Here is a 17120-nt window from a genome sequence, read left to right on the forward strand (position 1 = left end):
TATACTTCAGATTTAAAAGGTTTAAGTTTTATTTAATGATTACTTCATTGTCCAAAATAGTATAGTCAATGGCCCAGCTTTTATTGAATGATTCTAAAACCTCGTCTATTGTTTCTATGTCAAAAGTGGCATCGAATAATTGCTCCTCCAGATGGCTATTATTATTAATTATATTAACGTTATAATGGCGTTGTAAAGCTTCCCGAATTTGTTTGAAAGAGGTATTGCGGAAAACCAATTTCCCTTTCACCCATGCCGTGTAAAGACCTGTATCTACATTGCTCACGGATATTTCATTACTATTTTTATGCCATTCCGCTTTGTTACCAGGTTTTAACTTCACAGATTCCAAATCGGAAGTCCCTTCTTCCGTTCTCAGCAATTCAACAGCTCCTTCCACCAAGACAGTATTAATATTAGCATCTTCTGGATAGTGAGAAACATTAAATTTTGTACCTAGGACTTGAATATCAATTTCATTGGCATTTACCACAAAAGGATGTTTTTTATCTTCCTTAACATCAAAATAAGCCTCTCCTGTTAAAAAAACTTTTCGGCTAACTCCTTTGACAAAGGCTACAGGAAAACGTAGGGTAGTACCCGAATTCAAGTAAACATGGGTGCCATCCGACAAAACAACATCAAATTTTTTACCATATGGCACGTTGATAGTATTATAAATCAATTTTTGATCTTCGGCTTTGGCCGTATAGCTCAATTGAGTATTGTTCTGTGTACCAATTATATTACCTTCTTCATCCTTTACTTCCCTGTTACCAGCAGTCTTCAGGGTTTCCACCTTACCATTACCCAAAATGATCGTAATGGATTCTTCTTTAGGTATCAAAATATTGGTTTCATCAGTTAAGGATCTCTCATGTTGGAAGAATATGCCTAAAGAAAAAAGTAATAAACTGATAGCAGCATATTTCAAAAAACCCTTAAAATTACTTCGGATTTTATCCTTTTTTATTTTTTGCAATAGATTTTTCTTGAGCTTATCCGTGTTCGGTCCGTTCATAGTAGTGACTATCTCTAAATGTAATTGAATGTATTCCTGAAAAATTTTTGCATTACCATCAATTAAAATCCAATCGGACAAAATATCAAGTTCCTTTGCCGTTGCGTTGTTCGACAAATATTTAAGAATAAGCTTTTCCTCCTCTGATCCGATCATTAAGTCCAAATCTTTATAGTAATGACACAGCAAGTTTACAATACCCTAACTTTTAATTGATTTTTTTTTCATATTTGCAATAACCATTGCATTATTTTACGACCAACCTAAATTTTTATTGATTTTATGAATATGGATGATAATGCTTTACTTATAAAGCGTTTACAAAAAGGAGATGAAAAAGCATATGTAAATCTAGTAGATTTGTATAACCGGCGATTGTTTGGTTATGCACTTTCATTGACCAATGACCACGCCCTTGCCGAAGATATTCTTCAGAATGTTTTTCTAAAAACCTGGGAAAAAAGAAAGAAACTCAACGTACATACTTCTTTACAAAACTATTTATTCAAGTCCGTATACAATGAATTTATAAATGCCTACAAGAAAAATCGTTCAACAATGATTCTGGAACACAAATATTTTGAAGGGCTGGAAAAAGCTGTTTATATTCATAATGAGCAGTCCTTTGAGGCAATTATTGCCCAAATAACCAAGGAGATACAAAATCTCCCCCCCAAATGCCAGAGAATATTTGTCTTAAGCAAAAAAGAAGGGCTCACCAACATTGAAATTTCGGAACACCTAAACGTCTCCATAAAAACTGTTGAAGCTCAAATTACCAAGGCCTTTGGAATCCTTAGGGAAAAATTAGGCAAAAAATATGAGATGATAATGTTCCTTATCTTTGGTAGCGAAATTAAAGGATTGGCTAAATGATTTTCTACGCCAATTATCTTTTTAAGGACTAATGCCAATTTCCGTGTACTTTCCTCGACTGTTGGTACCTCAATTCACACCTAACCCAATAAATACGGGTATTTAATACTTCTGTATCCAAAAAAGCAACCTACCCAAACAGGTCTATTGACATAGAATGAACTCTACGCTGTACAAAGATGCCAGAATATTTTAAGCATCCTTACCAATCATCCTTATAAACGGTTTTTCCCCGTGAAAAATAATAAGTACCATCAGAAGACCTATGACAATTAAAAATGCAACTTGAAGTTTAGAAAGCAATAGGTTCATACTTAATGCCTTATTGGACAAATAGGTCAATTGACGCCCTTCAGAAAGCTGCACTTTGGAAAGTTTATCAAGATTGTTGCTAATTTTTGTAAATAGTGCACTGAATTCTTTTGAAGGTCCCATTTCTGCAGATGCTTGTGTCTTAGACCATCCATTTTCCAAGGATTGTAATTCATTATAGTTTTCCTTAAGCAGTTCAAAATGGACCGCTTCATTGGGCGTTAATTTAGTTTTAGAAAAATTCTCCAGAAGTTCCGTAATACTTTTACCATTAGCATCATGGGCTGCATTCCCTTCCGCTGAGGTCATCTCCAACTCTTTCTGGTGAAAAAGGTTGTTAAGTCTATAGATGTACTCAAGGGCGACCACCCTATCTTCAAAAACTGAATTCACGGTATGGTCCGCAGTAGAGAAGTTTCTACTGTTTAATACATTGGATGTAAGCACCAATAAAAATGCTATTGTCAAGATAAAACCAGTATTAAGACGCTGTTTTAAGGTCAGTTTTTTAGACATTCTTTTGTTTTATTAGGGTTTACATCGAATTATCAAATGCATATTAAGTTGTACACTTAGAATTAAAAAATCCGTCCAGTCCTTAATTAACTTGAGCCACTAAAACAACTCGGAACTGGACGGATTAAACCAACCATTTAAATATTAAATTCCCCTAAGCTCTCCCGATTCAAGTGCATCCCTTAAATCTGCAGATACAACGGTATGGAGACCAAAAAATCGTCCACCATCAGTCCTTTTGATCTTAGCCTGTAAGGTACCGTCCTTTTTTTCCTTTATGGACGTAACTACCACTTTAATTCCTTCCATTTTTTTATAGTTGGCTATACCCCCGTTTTTAATAATAGTGTTCGCTCTTGGAAAATCTATATGCTTAAAACTAGGAGCGTCCGGACGCCCAATCCTAAGTATATCTCCTTCCTTTACTTCTTTTAGAACTTCGGGACTGCCACTTTGCGCATTAATGCCTAAGGTTGCCACCATGAATAAGACTGCAAAAAATAATTTTTTCATAACTGTGTTTTTAAAGGTTTTTAATCAATTTTTTCGTTTTTTATAAAAGCTTCAGAATTTCATTAATATCCGTTTGTTTTATTAAAGAATATCATGAAACGCTTATAGCATATTTATGGGTCTGGAGCAAAGGTTATGCCATGGGCAAGGCGCATTTTTAACCCATATGCTAAACACCTGAAATACAAGGAGTAATAACATCCGTAAAGTGTAGAGTCCGAAAATTTAATTGGGGAATTTCTCCCCAAATGGGATATTTTTCCCCAGTTAGTATTTGAACCATTGGCAAGGATTCAATTGATCCAAGCCAAAAGTTTGGGCTACTTAGTATTTGATTTAGTAGTATAAAGATTATCTGACTTTATTTGCTTGGATTATTTACTTTCTTAAATGGTTTTGGGTTCTATAAATTTTTATTCATAATTAAGGATGTTGATTGAACTATCCTCTATTCCATGATAGCTCTACTTTTGTTACCATTTTTCTATTGCTTTTCTAATAATAAGACTCCCATTTGGCGGCCAAAAACCAAAACAGTGGAGTGAAAATCGATAAATCCCATGTCTTCTAGTATTAGACTAACAATCTTCAATGTCATTATGTAAAAATTGCTATAGTCATCAATTCCTAAAAAATTTAACAATATACTTAAACAAATTATTGATAATTAGTTCGATTTCTACCCTTTTAACATCCAATTAATTTTGTAACTTATACCAGTTAATTCTCTTACACTAAAATCATGGCAAATTTCAATCTAAAAATCAACGGAAAAACCCAACAATTGGATGTGGATCCCACTACACCCATGCTTTGGGTATTGAGAGACCATCTAAAATTGGTCGGCACAAAATACGGTTGCGGCATCTCACAATGCGGTGCATGTACTATACACCTTGATGATAATGCCGTACGCTCCTGTCAATTGCCCATTTCGGCAGTAGGTGATCAAAATATTACTACCATCGAAGGCCTATCCGAAAACGGCGACCATCCCGTGCAACTGGCATGGATGGAGGAAGATGTGTATCAATGTGGATATTGTCAAGCTGGACAGATCATGAACGCTAGTGCTTTCCTTAAAAAGAATCCGAATCCCACCGATGAGGAAATCGAAGGAGCTATGAACGGAAATATTTGTCGTTGCGGCACGTATACCCGCATTAAGAAAGCTATCAAGACTGCTGCCGATTCAAAAATCGCTTAAAAATTGCTAGGTACATCAAAAAAAGAAAAATCATGACACGGATAAAAACTCAATATAATCGTCGTTCCTTCATAAAGGTTTCAGCTGCCGCCGGTGGCGGTATGCTAATAGGTTTTAGCTGGCTTAACGGCTGCAATCCAAATACACCAGAACCGGAGCCCGGAGTGGCAATGCCCAAAGAATGGTTCGAAATCAACGGATATATCAAAATTGGGGATACGGGTTTAGTTACCATTTATTCGCCCAATCCGGAAATTGGACAAAATGTGCGGACGTCTATGCCGATGATAGTGGCAGAAGAATTGGATGTACCATGGGAAAATGTTGTGGTGGAACAGGCACCCCTAAACACAGGTTGGTACCAGAATCAATTTGCAGGCGGAAGTTTGTCAATTCGTTTAAGCTGGAATGCACTGCGAATGGCTGGTGCAACGGGCCGAAGAATGTTAATGGAAGCTGCAGCAAAAGAATGGGGTGTTCAGGTGTCGGATTTGAACGCCAGCAACGGTGCAATCAAAGAAAAGAATGGAGAACGATCAGTCACTTATGGAGAGATAGCCTCCAAGGCTGTAGGAATTGAAGTACCTGAGGAAGTAGAACTTAAAGGAGTCAAAGACTTCAAATTAATCGGTACAAGTATCAAGAATGTAGATGGGAAGAAAATAGTTACCGGCCAACCCTTATTTGGACTTGATTTCCATAGGGATGGTATGCAACTGGCAATGATTCAGCACCCTCCTGCTTTTGGCATGACCGTCAAAGACTTTAACGAAGCGGAAATTAAAAGTATGCCAGGGATCAAGGATGCCTTTATTGTTGATACTACTGTTGAAGAACCTGGTGGATTCGACGAAAAAGGTTTCAAACAATTAATTGCTATAGTAGGCGATTCTACCTGGGAATTAATGCAGGCCAAAAAGGCCCTGAAAGCTAACTGGGAAACTACCGGAGAGTTGGAAAGTTCCGAAATACATGTAAAAAGATTGGAAAAAGCCTTGGTATCCGGGGAGATAATGGAAAGTAGAAAGGATGGAAATCCGGAAGCCACCTTTAAAAAAGCGGCCAAAATCATCGAAAGAACCTATAGTGCCCCTTTTATTGCACACAATACCTTGGAACCCATGAACTTTTTTGCCAATGTTACGGCAGATTCGGCAGAACTTATTGGTCCAACGCAAACTCCTGAAGCCTTGGAAGGTTCAGTTTCCAAATTATTGAACCTACCCCTGGAAAATGTTACCGTAAACATGACCCGCATAGGCGGGGGTTTTGGGAGAAGGCTTTATGTACATTTTGGTGTGGAAGCAGCTGCTATTTCCAAAAAAATAGGGGCTCCCGTTAAACTTATATATAGCAGGGAGGACGACATGACGCAGGGAACCTATCGCCCTACCTATCGTTCTGTCTATAAAGCAGGTCTCGATGAGAACAATAATCTTATCGCTTTCACTGTAAAGGGTGCCGGATTACCAGAAGGTCCTGTATTTCCAAACCGATTCCCTGCCGGGGCCGTTGAAAATTATTCGGCCGAAAAAATCAAGGCGCCAACCAATGTTACCACAGGAGCCTGGCGGGCACCAAGATCCAATTTTACCGCAGGTGCCGAACAAGCATTTCTTGACGAAGTGGCGGAAGCAGCGGGCAAGGATCCTATAGATTTTCGTTTGGAATTGTTTGATCGTGCCATAAATAACCCTGTAGGGGAAAAACATGAATACGAAGCAGAGCGGTATGCAGGAGTATTGAAACTGGTAAAGGAAAAAGCCAATTGGGGAGTAACAAAACCAGATGTTCATCGTGGGGTGGCTGCTTATTTTTGTCACTCGACCTATGTCGCGGAAGTATTTGACATGGTCCTCAACAATGGACAACCTGTTGTGGAAAAGGTATGGTGCGCCGTGGATTGTGGTATTGTGGTAAATAGAGATGCTGCTAAGAATATGATTCAAGGTGGTGTTATTGATGGTATTGGACATTCCATGTATAGCCAGCTGACCTTTGAAAATGGGGCACCCAACCAAATGAATTTTGACAAATATCAGTTGATCCGACACTCACAGGCACCAAAGGAAATTGAGGTCTTCTTTGTTGAAAATGAAATTGACCCAACCGGATTGGGTGAGCCAGGTCTTCCGCCTGCTATTGGAGCATTGGCCAATGCCCTGTACAAAGCCACTGGGCAGCGCCATTATCATCAACCCTTTATGACCGAAAAACAAGTGGTGGGATAAGGCCGAATACACATTTCAATTACTTAGATCGATATTGTTCAAAACAATTTGGTTTTACGAACTATTGCCTATTATGACATCCTTTTTTTACGGTATTTTGTATATTCCATTTACCTTGAAATCGAATTATCAATCGTTAAAACGAGTTGATGGTCACCTGTATTTGATGCTTTCCCGGTGTTAACCGAAGTGATCCAAAAGCCATGTTTACCTTTTCCCCATTTACTATGATAACGTGATTATTGGAGGTCTGAATTTTAAATTCGGCAACCATATTGGCAGGGATTTCTACGGTATATAACTGTGATCGCTGGTTTCGGTAAGTATACGTTGCCTTAATTGTCCCTTTTATAGTAGGAACTTCAATACTACTATTCTTTAAATCTCCCAACTGCGGTTTAATGGTGGCAATGCCAAAGCCGGGTGTTTTAGGTTGAATCCCCCAAAGTCCACGAGGAATGGCATTTGCAGGTACAGCACCCCATGCATGGTTCCAATCAAGATTGTTCTTATATTTTAAATCCCAAGCTTCCAGGGTAATGGTAGATCCAATACGGATCATATTGTACCAACTCCTGTCACTTGTATCCCTTAAAAGGTCCAAGGCGTAATCTGCCGCGCCCGCGTTGTATAGGCCATCCATCAAATATTGTGAGCCGTACACGCTGCAAGCCATTCCCCTAGACTTCACATGGTCGACTACCGACCTAATATGCTCATCAGGCACCATATTAAAGGCCAAAGGCAGCATATTGGCATGTAGGGCGGCATGGTCGGTTCCTATACCATCTACATAAACACCTCGTTTTGGGTCGAACATTTTTTCATTGACCGCTTTTTTAGCTTTGAGGGCGCGAAGTTCAAAATCTACCGCCTCTTGGGTTTTACCTAAAGCCTTGGCAAACTCGGCCATGATTATCATGTTCTGATAGTAAAATGCATTGACAACGGTATTATAATCCCTAAAAACGTAGCCGTCGCGTTCTCCTTTATTTGATGGGTCTCCTCCCCAACCGGCAGAAGGCCAATCAACTATGTCCCTAAAGGTTTCCTTCATGTTTTTTGGAAAACCCAGATTGGCCATAAGCTCAGGGGTCATTTTTTTGGAGGTAATCAATCCATCTTCGTTCGCAAGCTCATAAAGTGTTTTGTATTTTAATTGATCATAGTATTTTTCAATAAGCTCCGTATTGCCGGTGTACATATAATCAGCATAAAACATAAGTGCCACATGCTGTTGCCATTCCGTAGGCCATGTGGGATGTTCCATAAAATACTCTATAGTCTGCCTGGCAATGGCATATTCACGGTCTGTTGTGTAATGGCTCAATTGATTCAAATAGGCGTCGGCCTCGTACGGAATTCTTTCCCGATCACCATCTACGTAAAGTCCGTTAAAAGTAGTGGCCTTGATGGTGTACTTACAAAGGTCCCAAACCTGATTCAAAATATCATCGGAACTGCTAAAACTGCTGGAACCATCCTCCCAATAACTGTGATGGGCAAGTTGTGTAAAATTTTCAGCCGTAAAGGGTTCTTGGGCCCCTTCCACCTCGGCGTATCGGAAAGGCAATAGGACGGGGAAGCCTTCTGGCAAAGGAAGTGCTTTTCCGGGCAGGGTGTTTCTCTTGTCCGGTTTTATTTGAAGTTGATATTGGGTCTGTCTAGGGGTCACCGGTAATTTAATCTCTTGAAACCTAATATGGCTCTTTTCAAAGGGTTTCCTGTTGATATTTTCTCCCTCCAACTGTTCCCCAATTCGGAAAGTAAGGGTGTGGGCGGTTTTGGCCTTATAAGTGAAATCGATGGTAGCGAAGGCTGCCTTGCCAAAATCCACAAAATAGGTGTCACCTCTTTTTTCAAAGTGGACTGGTTTTATTTTATCAATCTGAAAACTATTTGGACTAGTGATCGTTGCTTTTGGACTGCCCATGGTAAAGGACTGACATTTCGAATATCGCGATAGCCTATTGTCCTGATCCCAAATACGCACTTTCCAAAAGTAGGTCTGGGCATTTACCAACGGCCCTCCCCCATGTTCTATTTCTGATGAGACATTATTTCTTATTTGCCCACTGTCCCAAACATCACCAATATTATTATTAATTTTTTCCAGGGATGAAGCTACCAATATTTGATAGGCCGATTGAGAAACTGCTCCATCTGGCACCACCCATCCGAATTCCGGTTTGGAATCGATTATGGTTACTCCGGCTGTATTTCTAATCCATTCAACAATTAAATTGGAGGGTCCTTTGGAATAATCGTCCGAAAGTTCAAGTAACAGGCTGTTGGTTTTTTTTCGAAAGGATTCAAGTTTATCGGCATATTTTGATTCTTTCGCAAGGTTGTTGATTTCTTTTGGATCATCTTTTAAATTATAAAGTTCCTCAAAAGACTGGTCATTTACATAACGGAAGTATTTCCAATCTTGGGTACGTACCCCTTCACTAGGTGGTATATTCTCAAATTCCCAAAGATGTTCTATTAAAATGGTATCCCGTTCAAAATCGGTTTTGGGATTTTTAATGATGGGCATTAGGCTTTTGCCCTGCCATCCGTTGGGTTGTTCTATTCCTGCCAAATCTAAAATGGTGGACGGAACATCAATGTTCAATGCCAAGGCATCGTTGTCCTTCTGTTTTTTTAAACGCGGGTCGAATACAATTAAAGGCACTCTTATTGAATTATCATATAGCAACCATTTTCCGGCAAGCTGGCGTTCCCCTAAGAAGTAGCCATTATCTCCCATCAAAATGATTACGGTGTTCTTATCAAGTCCTTTTTTCTTTAGCTCCTCCCTTATCTTGGCAATTTCCCGATCTATGCCCGAAATCATCCTGTAATAACCCTTTACGCTATGTTGGTATTTTTCAGGAGTGTCGTACCTCCAGGTCCAGCGCAAACGGTTAAAGCCATCCCGGACAAATTTTGGTTGTGCTTCAAAGTATTTGTCCTCCCCCAGTTCCGGTCCGGGCATATCGATGTTCTGAAGCAATCCATCGGATTCAGGTTGCCAAAAATATTGGTCTTCGGCATTGTCATGGGCATGGGGCGCACTAAAGCTCAACGAAAGGCAAAAAGGTTTATCAGATTTGGCGTCGGCAATATAATCTATAGCCTGTTGCCCCGTATATCGTGTAAGGTGCACCGTATCTTTCCCCAAGGTCTTATAATAATATCCTCTTTTATCAGGATAGGCACCGTTACGGTCATAGGATTCATAAACATCGAACTGTTGGACCTGCTGATCATATCTTACGCCATATTTTCCAAAAAAACCAGTGTGGTATCCATTGTTTTTTAATAAGGTCGGATAGGACTCGGCCATATAGCTATCCCTAATATTTCCAGTTTGAAAATTGTAACTGTGGGTGCGTTCGTAAAGCCCGGTTAGTATACTTGCCCTACTGGCCGCACAGATGGGAGTGGTTACAATGGCATTTTTAAAATAAGTGCCTTCTTGGGCCAATTTATCCATTTCCGGAGTGGAAATGAGTTTGTTGCCGGCATATCCCAGAGCATCAAAACGCTGGTCATCGGTCAAGATAAAGATGATATTGGGTTTGTTGGCTTGCTGTGCTTCTGATGTTCTTTGTGCGGTTAGTGGAAAAGCGCAAACGCAAAGGAGTGTAACAACAATTATTCTTATTTTCATCAATCCGTGTTTTTTGTTTGTAATTGGCAGCACTAATTTGCCAATTGTTATTTGGTCCATAAATTAAGCTCTATCAAGTCGATCATCAAAAAAAAGTAGTTTTCCAATGGATTGGAATTGATAATCCAATTTAAGAAAACAAAGTATAACTATGATTGAAATAGACTTCATCAAACTTAATCTTTATATGGCCATTACCTGTCCTGTGCTGTCCTGTGCACAAGTAAATTTACTCGCTAAGTGATATTAAGCACCCAATACCTCTCGACTGCGCTCGAGGGGACAGCAATATTACCATGAACAACTCATTCTCCAATAAAGATCGATCGAACTCACTTTAAATAGTTGGAGTCGAGGAGTGGACTTCCTTTGGGCAACAAATAAAAAGGGATGAAAATTTTATTTTTCATCCCTTCTTTTAATAGTGAACTTTCCAAGCTTCTAACAAAACCCAACAATTAATGTTCAGGTTTCGATCTTCTTGAAAAGAAGCAAATATAAATGCTATAAATTCTTCAGTCTTATATTTCTATATTCAACTTTCATAGGTGGACCTACATGCACCTGCACTCCCAAATGCCCTGAAGATGTCCTATTTACGGTATCATCGTCTATTACCTCACTCATTAGAACGCCGTTAATGTAGTGCTGTAATTTGTTGCCTTTAATAACAAGGTGTGCTTCGTTCCAATCTTCACTTTTGATCTTTGTCTTTAGCTCGTCCGAATCCCCAAGTGATTCTAAAACTTCACGACTCTGCCAGGCATTCTTTGCCACATTGGCCCGTAAGGACCCTAGGGCATCCGGGTTTTCCTGAGACGTTATTTTGGCCTTTTCACCTCTATAGGCCAAAGTAGTGCGCTTTTTCTCCTCATAGTTCTGACCGGTATATCGTATCTTACCGTCAATATCGGCCTGATATCCCCTTAAGGCAAAAGGAATGGTATCCACTTTTTCGCTGCGGTAGTTTATGCCGCTGTTCCCTGCTTCCGCTATGCGAAATTCGAGCTTCAGCTCAAAATCTGCGGGTTGTCCGCCTTGCCAAATAATAAAGGTGTTGTTCTTTAATAAGGTCGTTGGAGTTACTTCTCCCACAAGATTACCGTTTTCTACCCTCCAATAGTTGGGATCTCCTTCCCAGTTATCAAGTGTCTTGCCATCAAAGATTTGAACAAATCCGTCTTGCTCCGCTGTGGCCACAGCCACTTCCTGTTGCGGTGCGTTTTCTTTTTTCTCCTTACAGGATTGTAGGCCAACAATTGCAAGCAGCACTAATATATGAGGCTTAAAAATTCTTTTTAAATTCATGTTTTATTGTTTTATTGGTTCGTTGTAATAAATGTTTAGGCCATCCTTACCGGCCACGATAATATCTTTCATTCCGTTATTGTCCACATCGGATACACTAAAGTAGACTCCGGTTCCCTTTCCACGGCCATAGGGTCCGTAATCAATAACTTGCTTACTAAAATTCTCCCCGTTCCACTTGAAATAATAAAGACCAAGTTCATCGTTACCACCGGGGTCTTTTCCATTATGGGCACGGTAACGTTTCCCTGTTACCAGTTCATTTTCCCCATCCTGGTCGATATCTGTCCATTCCATACTGTGGTACTGTGAATTATAGGGGTCAATGGCGTGCTTTGTCCATTGGGTTTTTTGTTTCTTGGTAGCGGGTTTTTGTTCGTACCAAGAGAGGCCGTAATCATGTCCTTGGCCAACAATAAGGTCCGAAAGACCATCCTTGTTAACATCGGCAACTATTATGGGAACACTTGCAGTGCCCAAGTCAAATTCATGATGCATTTTCCATTCCCCTGCATAGGTATCCTCCGGCGCTTGCAACCAACCTTTTGATACAATAATATCAGTAAGACCATCACCGTTTATATCACCAAATCCAAGGCCATGTCCATGCGGACCAATAATGGAGTGTTTGCTGAACATTCCTGCACCTTTTTTATTGTCATCCAATTGCAATCTATAAACCACTAAAGAGTCATTGGGAGTATTGGGAATTATTTCTATTATGCCGTCTCCATCCAAATCCCAGGAACGCGTACTTTCGATATTACCCGCTTCGGCGATTAAATGTTCCTGCCATTGACCGCCATCACCAGGATTTTGTTTCCAAACCAATTGTTTTCCAAACCAGCCTCCGGTAATGAAGTCCATTAGGCCATCGCCATTCCCATCCAAAGGAATAGTGGAAAAATCATCATAATATTCGCCATATCTTTTTGCTGAACCTATATAATGCCGTGTTATAAAATCGGGCCCCTTGTACCAATAGGCCCCAGAAACAATATCGACTACATTATCCATGTCCACATCGAACACCCCGACCGACTCGTAACTTTCGGAAGCAATTTGTTGTTTGGTGAACTTTAAGGGTTTCGTTTGGGCCCATATAAAAGGCACCATTAGAAAAAGAACAACGTTTACCAAAAGGCTTGCACCGTTTAAGTTAGCTGATCTTAACATAAACGGTGCAGGTCTTTTTGACATGAATAAACTAATTTCAAAAATTAATTCGGCCATTGCTAATTGCTGGCCTCTGTTTCGGAATATATTGGATTTTCAGGATTTCCGCCTGATACCAAATAGGCCAAAAGGTCTTTAACTTCATCTTCGTTTAATCTATTAATGGTCCCTGGAGGCATCCAAGATACTGTGGAAAGTTTGGTATCCACCACTTGGTCCTTGGGTACTTCCCTAGTTTGATCAGGTGCGTAGGGATTCTGAGAGACAATATAATTTTGTTCCGTCTCGTTCATCAATCTTCCTACGATCGATTTTCCATCCTTCAGGGTGTAGACCGTGGTATTATATTGATCCGAAATTACATCGTTAGGTTCAATAATCGCCTTAAGTATATCCTGAGGTGAAAAACGGGTTCCCAATTGCGTTAGGTCCGGGCCAATATTCTCTCCTTCTCCTTGCATGGAATGACATGTGATACAGGTGGTAGCCGCAAACATACTTTTGCCGTATTCAAAATCCCTACCTTTCAGGCCATCGGCCAATAAGGGTTCGATCTCCTCCACTTTCCAATTGTGACGCGGGCCTTTGGGCTGTACTGTAGACACAGCCAAATCGTTACCTGAGCTGGACAACAGTTCGGCACCGGACATCTTATCGTAAAAATCGAATTGATCCTTAGGAACATGGGTCAAAGCTTTTTTTCTGGCCTTGTCTATAAATCCGATATAACTTCTTCCCGCTTTAAAGGAAAAGGCTTTGTTGAACCAATTAAAATACTTTTCACGAAGTTCTGGAGTCCAGCCCTTATCAACATCCTCCAGCACCATTCCATAATAAGTATGTTGGGCAGGGGGCATATTTTTAAGGGTAAGCGCTATATCCATTCCATATTGTGGGTTTCTTAAAATTAGATCCGAAGCCTCAGTAGCCGTATTGGCCATTACATCAATATTCTCATCTGTATTCGATTCCAAAAGTGCCAGTGTTTTGCTAGCTACCGTAGGGTCGTCAAGATAAGCAAGTGTTTTACTAAGCAACTGGTTCAATACAGCCGAAGTCGCAGGATAATTTGGCGAAAGATAATCGATAACTTTGTTCTTAACCGATGACCCCGGAATACCAAAACGGGAAAGAGTCAATTCGAAAGCACGTAAATGGTCTACCTGTTGCTTAGGGGAAAGCTTCGAATAGTCTACACCTACAAGGGCATTCAGCATTTGGTCCTGCTGGGATTTGGCTCCATGCCGTGCCAGCGCGATAATACCTTGGGCCAATATAAGGGGGTCTTTTTCAGAAAGTACTTTGCCCTGCCATTCCTTAACTGGTTGGTGCTCTATAGCAACACGTGCCGCATATTGAAGAAACCTATCCTCATTGCTTAAATAAGGCCATGCAAAGTCGATCGCCCCACTTTTAGGACCGGAATGATACTCCTCCAGTTGTCTTCGTATTTTATTTCCTTCAGTAAGTTCGGATGCTTTGTTGGCAGCTGTTACCGCTTCATTTCCGGTATAATGCACCCTATAAAGATCGGAATCCAACCTTCGTCCCCCGGTCATAAAATACATTGCTCCATCAGGACCTATTACACCATCCGTTAAAGGAAGCGGTATCCCTGATAAAAATTCCTCCCTCTCTCCATCATAGGAGGCCCCATTAGGCTTAAGGTGAATGGCGTATATGATTCCAAAACTCCAATCAAAGGCATAAATGCTCTTTTGATATTTCTCAGGAAATTTGGCTCCCTTGCCATAAACCACATTGGTGGGAGATCCCTGTCCAATATTCACAATCGCGGGAAGGTTATCCGGATATGCCGGAGACCATTTACCATTACCGGTTCTCCAACCAAATTCACTTCCACTTGTTACATGACAGATACGGGTTGGACGATACCAAGGCATGCCCAAATCCCATTCCATATCGGAATCATAAACAAACATGTCTCCTTCATCGTTAAAATCCAGATCAAATGGATTTCGGAAACCTGCGCTGATCAATTCCCAGTTTTTACCTTCTGGATCTATTTTTGCTATCCACCCTCCGGGAGCTCCGCGGTCATTGGCATGGCCGCGGGGATCTTTTACTTGGGGAAAGAGGTTGTCGTCTTGCCAAACATTGGGCAAGCGATATGTATCCATTTCTGGAAGATCTGTATGGTTTCCTGCAATGACGTACAGAGATTCACCATCAGGACTTAAAACAATACTATGTGGACCATGTTCACCTGCACCGTTCAATGCCTTTAACTGGGTAATCTTGTCATATTGATCATCATTGTCCGTATCCTGTAAACGATAGAGACCGCTGCTCTTTTCAAATTCATCATTACCGCGATGATTGACCATTACATACAGGCTGTTAAAAGCGTAGAGCAGTCCTTGGGCATAACCCATTTGAATTATTGAATCGGCCACGGCCTCTCCAGTTTGAATCTTAAGCTTTTCAATCTTAGGAGTTAGCACATCAGATCCAATGGCAGGAACCTCTAGGCGATATAACGCTCCGTATTGATCGGCAGTTATCAGTCGATCCTTATTGTCGAAGGCCATGGCTACCCATGAGCCCTGGTCATTATCGGCGGGACTATAAAGGTGCTCCGCTTCAAAGCCGGGCTGTAATTTAAGCTTCGCCAATTTTGGGTCGAGCTCTTGGCCATTTGCCGTTTCCAATTTCTTTGAATCCTCACAAGAAACGGATAAAAGCATTGCAAAAATAATTGCTGCAATTGGTCTGATCATTGGTTACATTTTTTTATTAGGTGCACTAATATAATTAAAAATTCGGGTTCAACGATGACTCTGAGGCCGGAAGTGCATACCGCTCAGAAATGTTGGTAAAGACATTACCTCTTGGTTCAACTCCCGCTGGATAATAGTAGTCAACAGGGTTTGCCTTTATCTTATTCCCATGGGCAGTTATTACATCTATGGCGCGTCCAGTTCTTACCAAATCAAACCATCTTTTGTTCTCAAAAGCTAGCTCCACCCTTCTTTCCTTGAATATAGCTTCTCCCAAATCTCCGGAATAATCTCCCAATCCGGCACGGTCACGTACCATTTTTAAGTAGGTATCTGCACCTGCCTTACTCTGTTCCTCAAGAGATTCGGCCAATAATAATAATACTTCTGAATAACGATAGACTGGCCAGTTCATGCCATGGTTTCCATGTAAGGCGTGTGGCTCAACATATTTCTTAATTATAGGGTATATACCATCTTCCCAAAAACTCTCACTGGCGGTTACGTACATTATCGATGCATCTTCCCTTAAATCCCCATCTTCATAGGCTTCTATAATGTCCGGTGTAGGTATGTTGTTTCCTTCTCCGTTTACTGGTTGTGGATTGGATGTACCCGTTATTGCACCTACCTCTTCGGCAGTAATTGGCCTTGGAAGAAAGTTGTACAAGAAACTACCGTTCAGTCCGTCTGCACCTTCCCGATATTGGATTTCAAAGACGGACTCCATATTATTCTTGTTGTCACTATTTCCTGAAAAGGCATCCTCATAATTGGGCATCAACATGTATTCCTCGCTATCTACCACCGCCTGCAATACAATTTCAGCCTCGCCCCATTGCTTGCGCACTACATAAACATTGCCCAAAAGGGTTTGTGCGGCACCGGAAGTCACCCTACCAGGCTGTTGTTGCGATTTAAGCGGCAATAAGGGAATGGCCGCTTTGGCATCTTCTATAATCTGCGCATAAAGCTCATCTTCAGAAGCAAGTGGTAAAGCTGCTCCTTCCCGGTCCACTACAGGCTCAAGGTGCATAGGTACACTGCCAAAGAATTGTGCCAAGTCAAAATAGGAATAGGCCCTTAAAAAAAGTGCTTGCCCCTTTACGTTCGCTTTCACATCGGCATCGATGTCAGCCTCATCTATGGTTGCCAAAATCTGATTGGCCCTGGCAATAATTTCATAATAATCAACATAAACATTATACACATGGGAATTTGCTGTAATTCCTCCATCGCTGGGTATGGAGTGGTCGGCAATATCCTCCTGGTTGTCCGTAGCTCCAAAGGCCGTATTACGTGCAAAATAAGTGTTGTCCGAGTGCATCTCGGCCAAAAATGGTTTAGATTGATTATTTATGTTACGTAGGGGTACATAAGCCCCATTGATGGCTTGTGTAAAATCCTCTTCCGTTTTAAAGAAGGTAGGTACACTTAATGAGTCTTCTGGGAAGATCGTTAATTCCTCGTCACAACCGCTTGCTAGAAAACCTAACATTGCTGCGATAAAATAGAATATTTTTTTCATTTTTTCAGTTTTAAAATTTGTCGAAAGTGAAAT

General features: G+C 40.7%; 11 protein-coding genes. 3 read left to right on the forward strand and 8 right to left on the reverse strand.

Going from position 1 to position 17120, the window contains the following annotated elements:
- Positions 1-28: 28 nt before the first annotated feature.
- On the reverse strand, positions 29-1177 hold the full coding sequence (locus tag MWU84_RS12640) for a FecR family protein (protein WP_246901841.1): 1149 nt from the start codon (positions 1175-1177) through the stop codon (positions 29-31).
- A 126-nt stretch (positions 1178-1303) separates the two neighbouring features.
- On the opposite strand from MWU84_RS12640, the gene MWU84_RS12645 reads away from it, so the two are divergent.
- A complete protein-coding gene (locus MWU84_RS12645; protein WP_348647869.1) occupies positions 1304-1897 on the forward strand; it encodes an RNA polymerase sigma-70 factor in 594 nt (197 codons plus the stop codon).
- A 192-nt stretch (positions 1898-2089) separates the two neighbouring features.
- On the opposite strand, the gene MWU84_RS12650 is transcribed toward MWU84_RS12645, so the two are convergent.
- Positions 2090-2725: an MCP four helix bundle domain-containing protein gene (locus MWU84_RS12650; protein ID WP_246901842.1), complete on the reverse strand. Its 636-nt coding sequence runs from the start codon at positions 2723-2725 to the stop codon at positions 2090-2092.
- Between the two features lie 144 nt (positions 2726-2869).
- On the reverse strand, positions 2870-3238 hold the full coding sequence (locus tag MWU84_RS12655; RefSeq protein ID WP_031443352.1) for a hypothetical protein: 369 nt from the start codon (positions 3236-3238) through the stop codon (positions 2870-2872).
- A gap of 742 nt (positions 3239-3980) precedes the next feature.
- On the opposite strand from MWU84_RS12655, the gene MWU84_RS12660 reads away from it, so the two are divergent.
- Both MWU84_RS12660 and MWU84_RS12665 read left to right on the forward strand, forming a co-directional pair.
- On the forward strand, positions 3981-4445 hold the full coding sequence (locus MWU84_RS12660; RefSeq protein WP_246901843.1) for a (2Fe-2S)-binding protein: 465 nt from the start codon (positions 3981-3983) through the stop codon (positions 4443-4445).
- A gap of 32 nt (positions 4446-4477) precedes the next feature.
- On the forward strand, positions 4478-6676 hold the full coding sequence (locus tag MWU84_RS12665) for a molybdopterin cofactor-binding domain-containing protein (protein ID WP_246901844.1): 2199 nt from the start codon (positions 4478-4480) through the stop codon (positions 6674-6676).
- A 136-nt stretch (positions 6677-6812) separates the two neighbouring features.
- On the opposite strand, the gene MWU84_RS12670 is transcribed toward MWU84_RS12665, so the two are convergent.
- The 5 genes from MWU84_RS12670 to MWU84_RS12690 all read right to left on the reverse strand — a co-directional run bounded on the left by MWU84_RS12670 (position 6813) and on the right by MWU84_RS12690 (position 17087).
- Positions 6813-10334 carry a sulfatase-like hydrolase/transferase gene (locus tag MWU84_RS12670; protein WP_246901845.1) on the reverse strand — a complete coding sequence of 1174 codons (3522 nt, stop codon included), beginning with the start codon at positions 10332-10334 and terminating at the stop codon, positions 6813-6815.
- Positions 10335-10838: 504 nt separating this feature from the next.
- Positions 10839-11642, reverse strand: a complete 804-nt coding sequence (locus MWU84_RS12675) for a DUF1080 domain-containing protein (RefSeq protein WP_246901846.1) — start codon at positions 11640-11642, stop codon at positions 10839-10841.
- Between the two features lie 3 nt (positions 11643-11645).
- Positions 11646-12818: a VCBS repeat-containing protein gene (locus tag MWU84_RS12680; protein WP_246901847.1), complete on the reverse strand. Its 1173-nt coding sequence runs from the start codon at positions 12816-12818 to the stop codon at positions 11646-11648.
- A gap of 59 nt (positions 12819-12877) precedes the next feature.
- Positions 12878-15559 (reverse strand): c-type cytochrome, encoded by a 2682-nt coding sequence (locus tag MWU84_RS12685; protein WP_246901848.1) that lies wholly within the window; start codon positions 15557-15559, stop codon positions 12878-12880.
- 34 nt (positions 15560-15593) lie between these two features.
- Positions 15594-17087: a RagB/SusD family nutrient uptake outer membrane protein gene (locus MWU84_RS12690; RefSeq protein WP_246901849.1), complete on the reverse strand. Its 1494-nt coding sequence runs from the start codon at positions 17085-17087 to the stop codon at positions 15594-15596.
- Positions 17088-17120 lie beyond the last annotated feature (33 nt).

The organism is Arenibacter sp. F20364, from assembly GCF_023015905.1.
Lineage (GTDB): Bacteria > Bacteroidota > Bacteroidia > Flavobacteriales > Flavobacteriaceae > Arenibacter.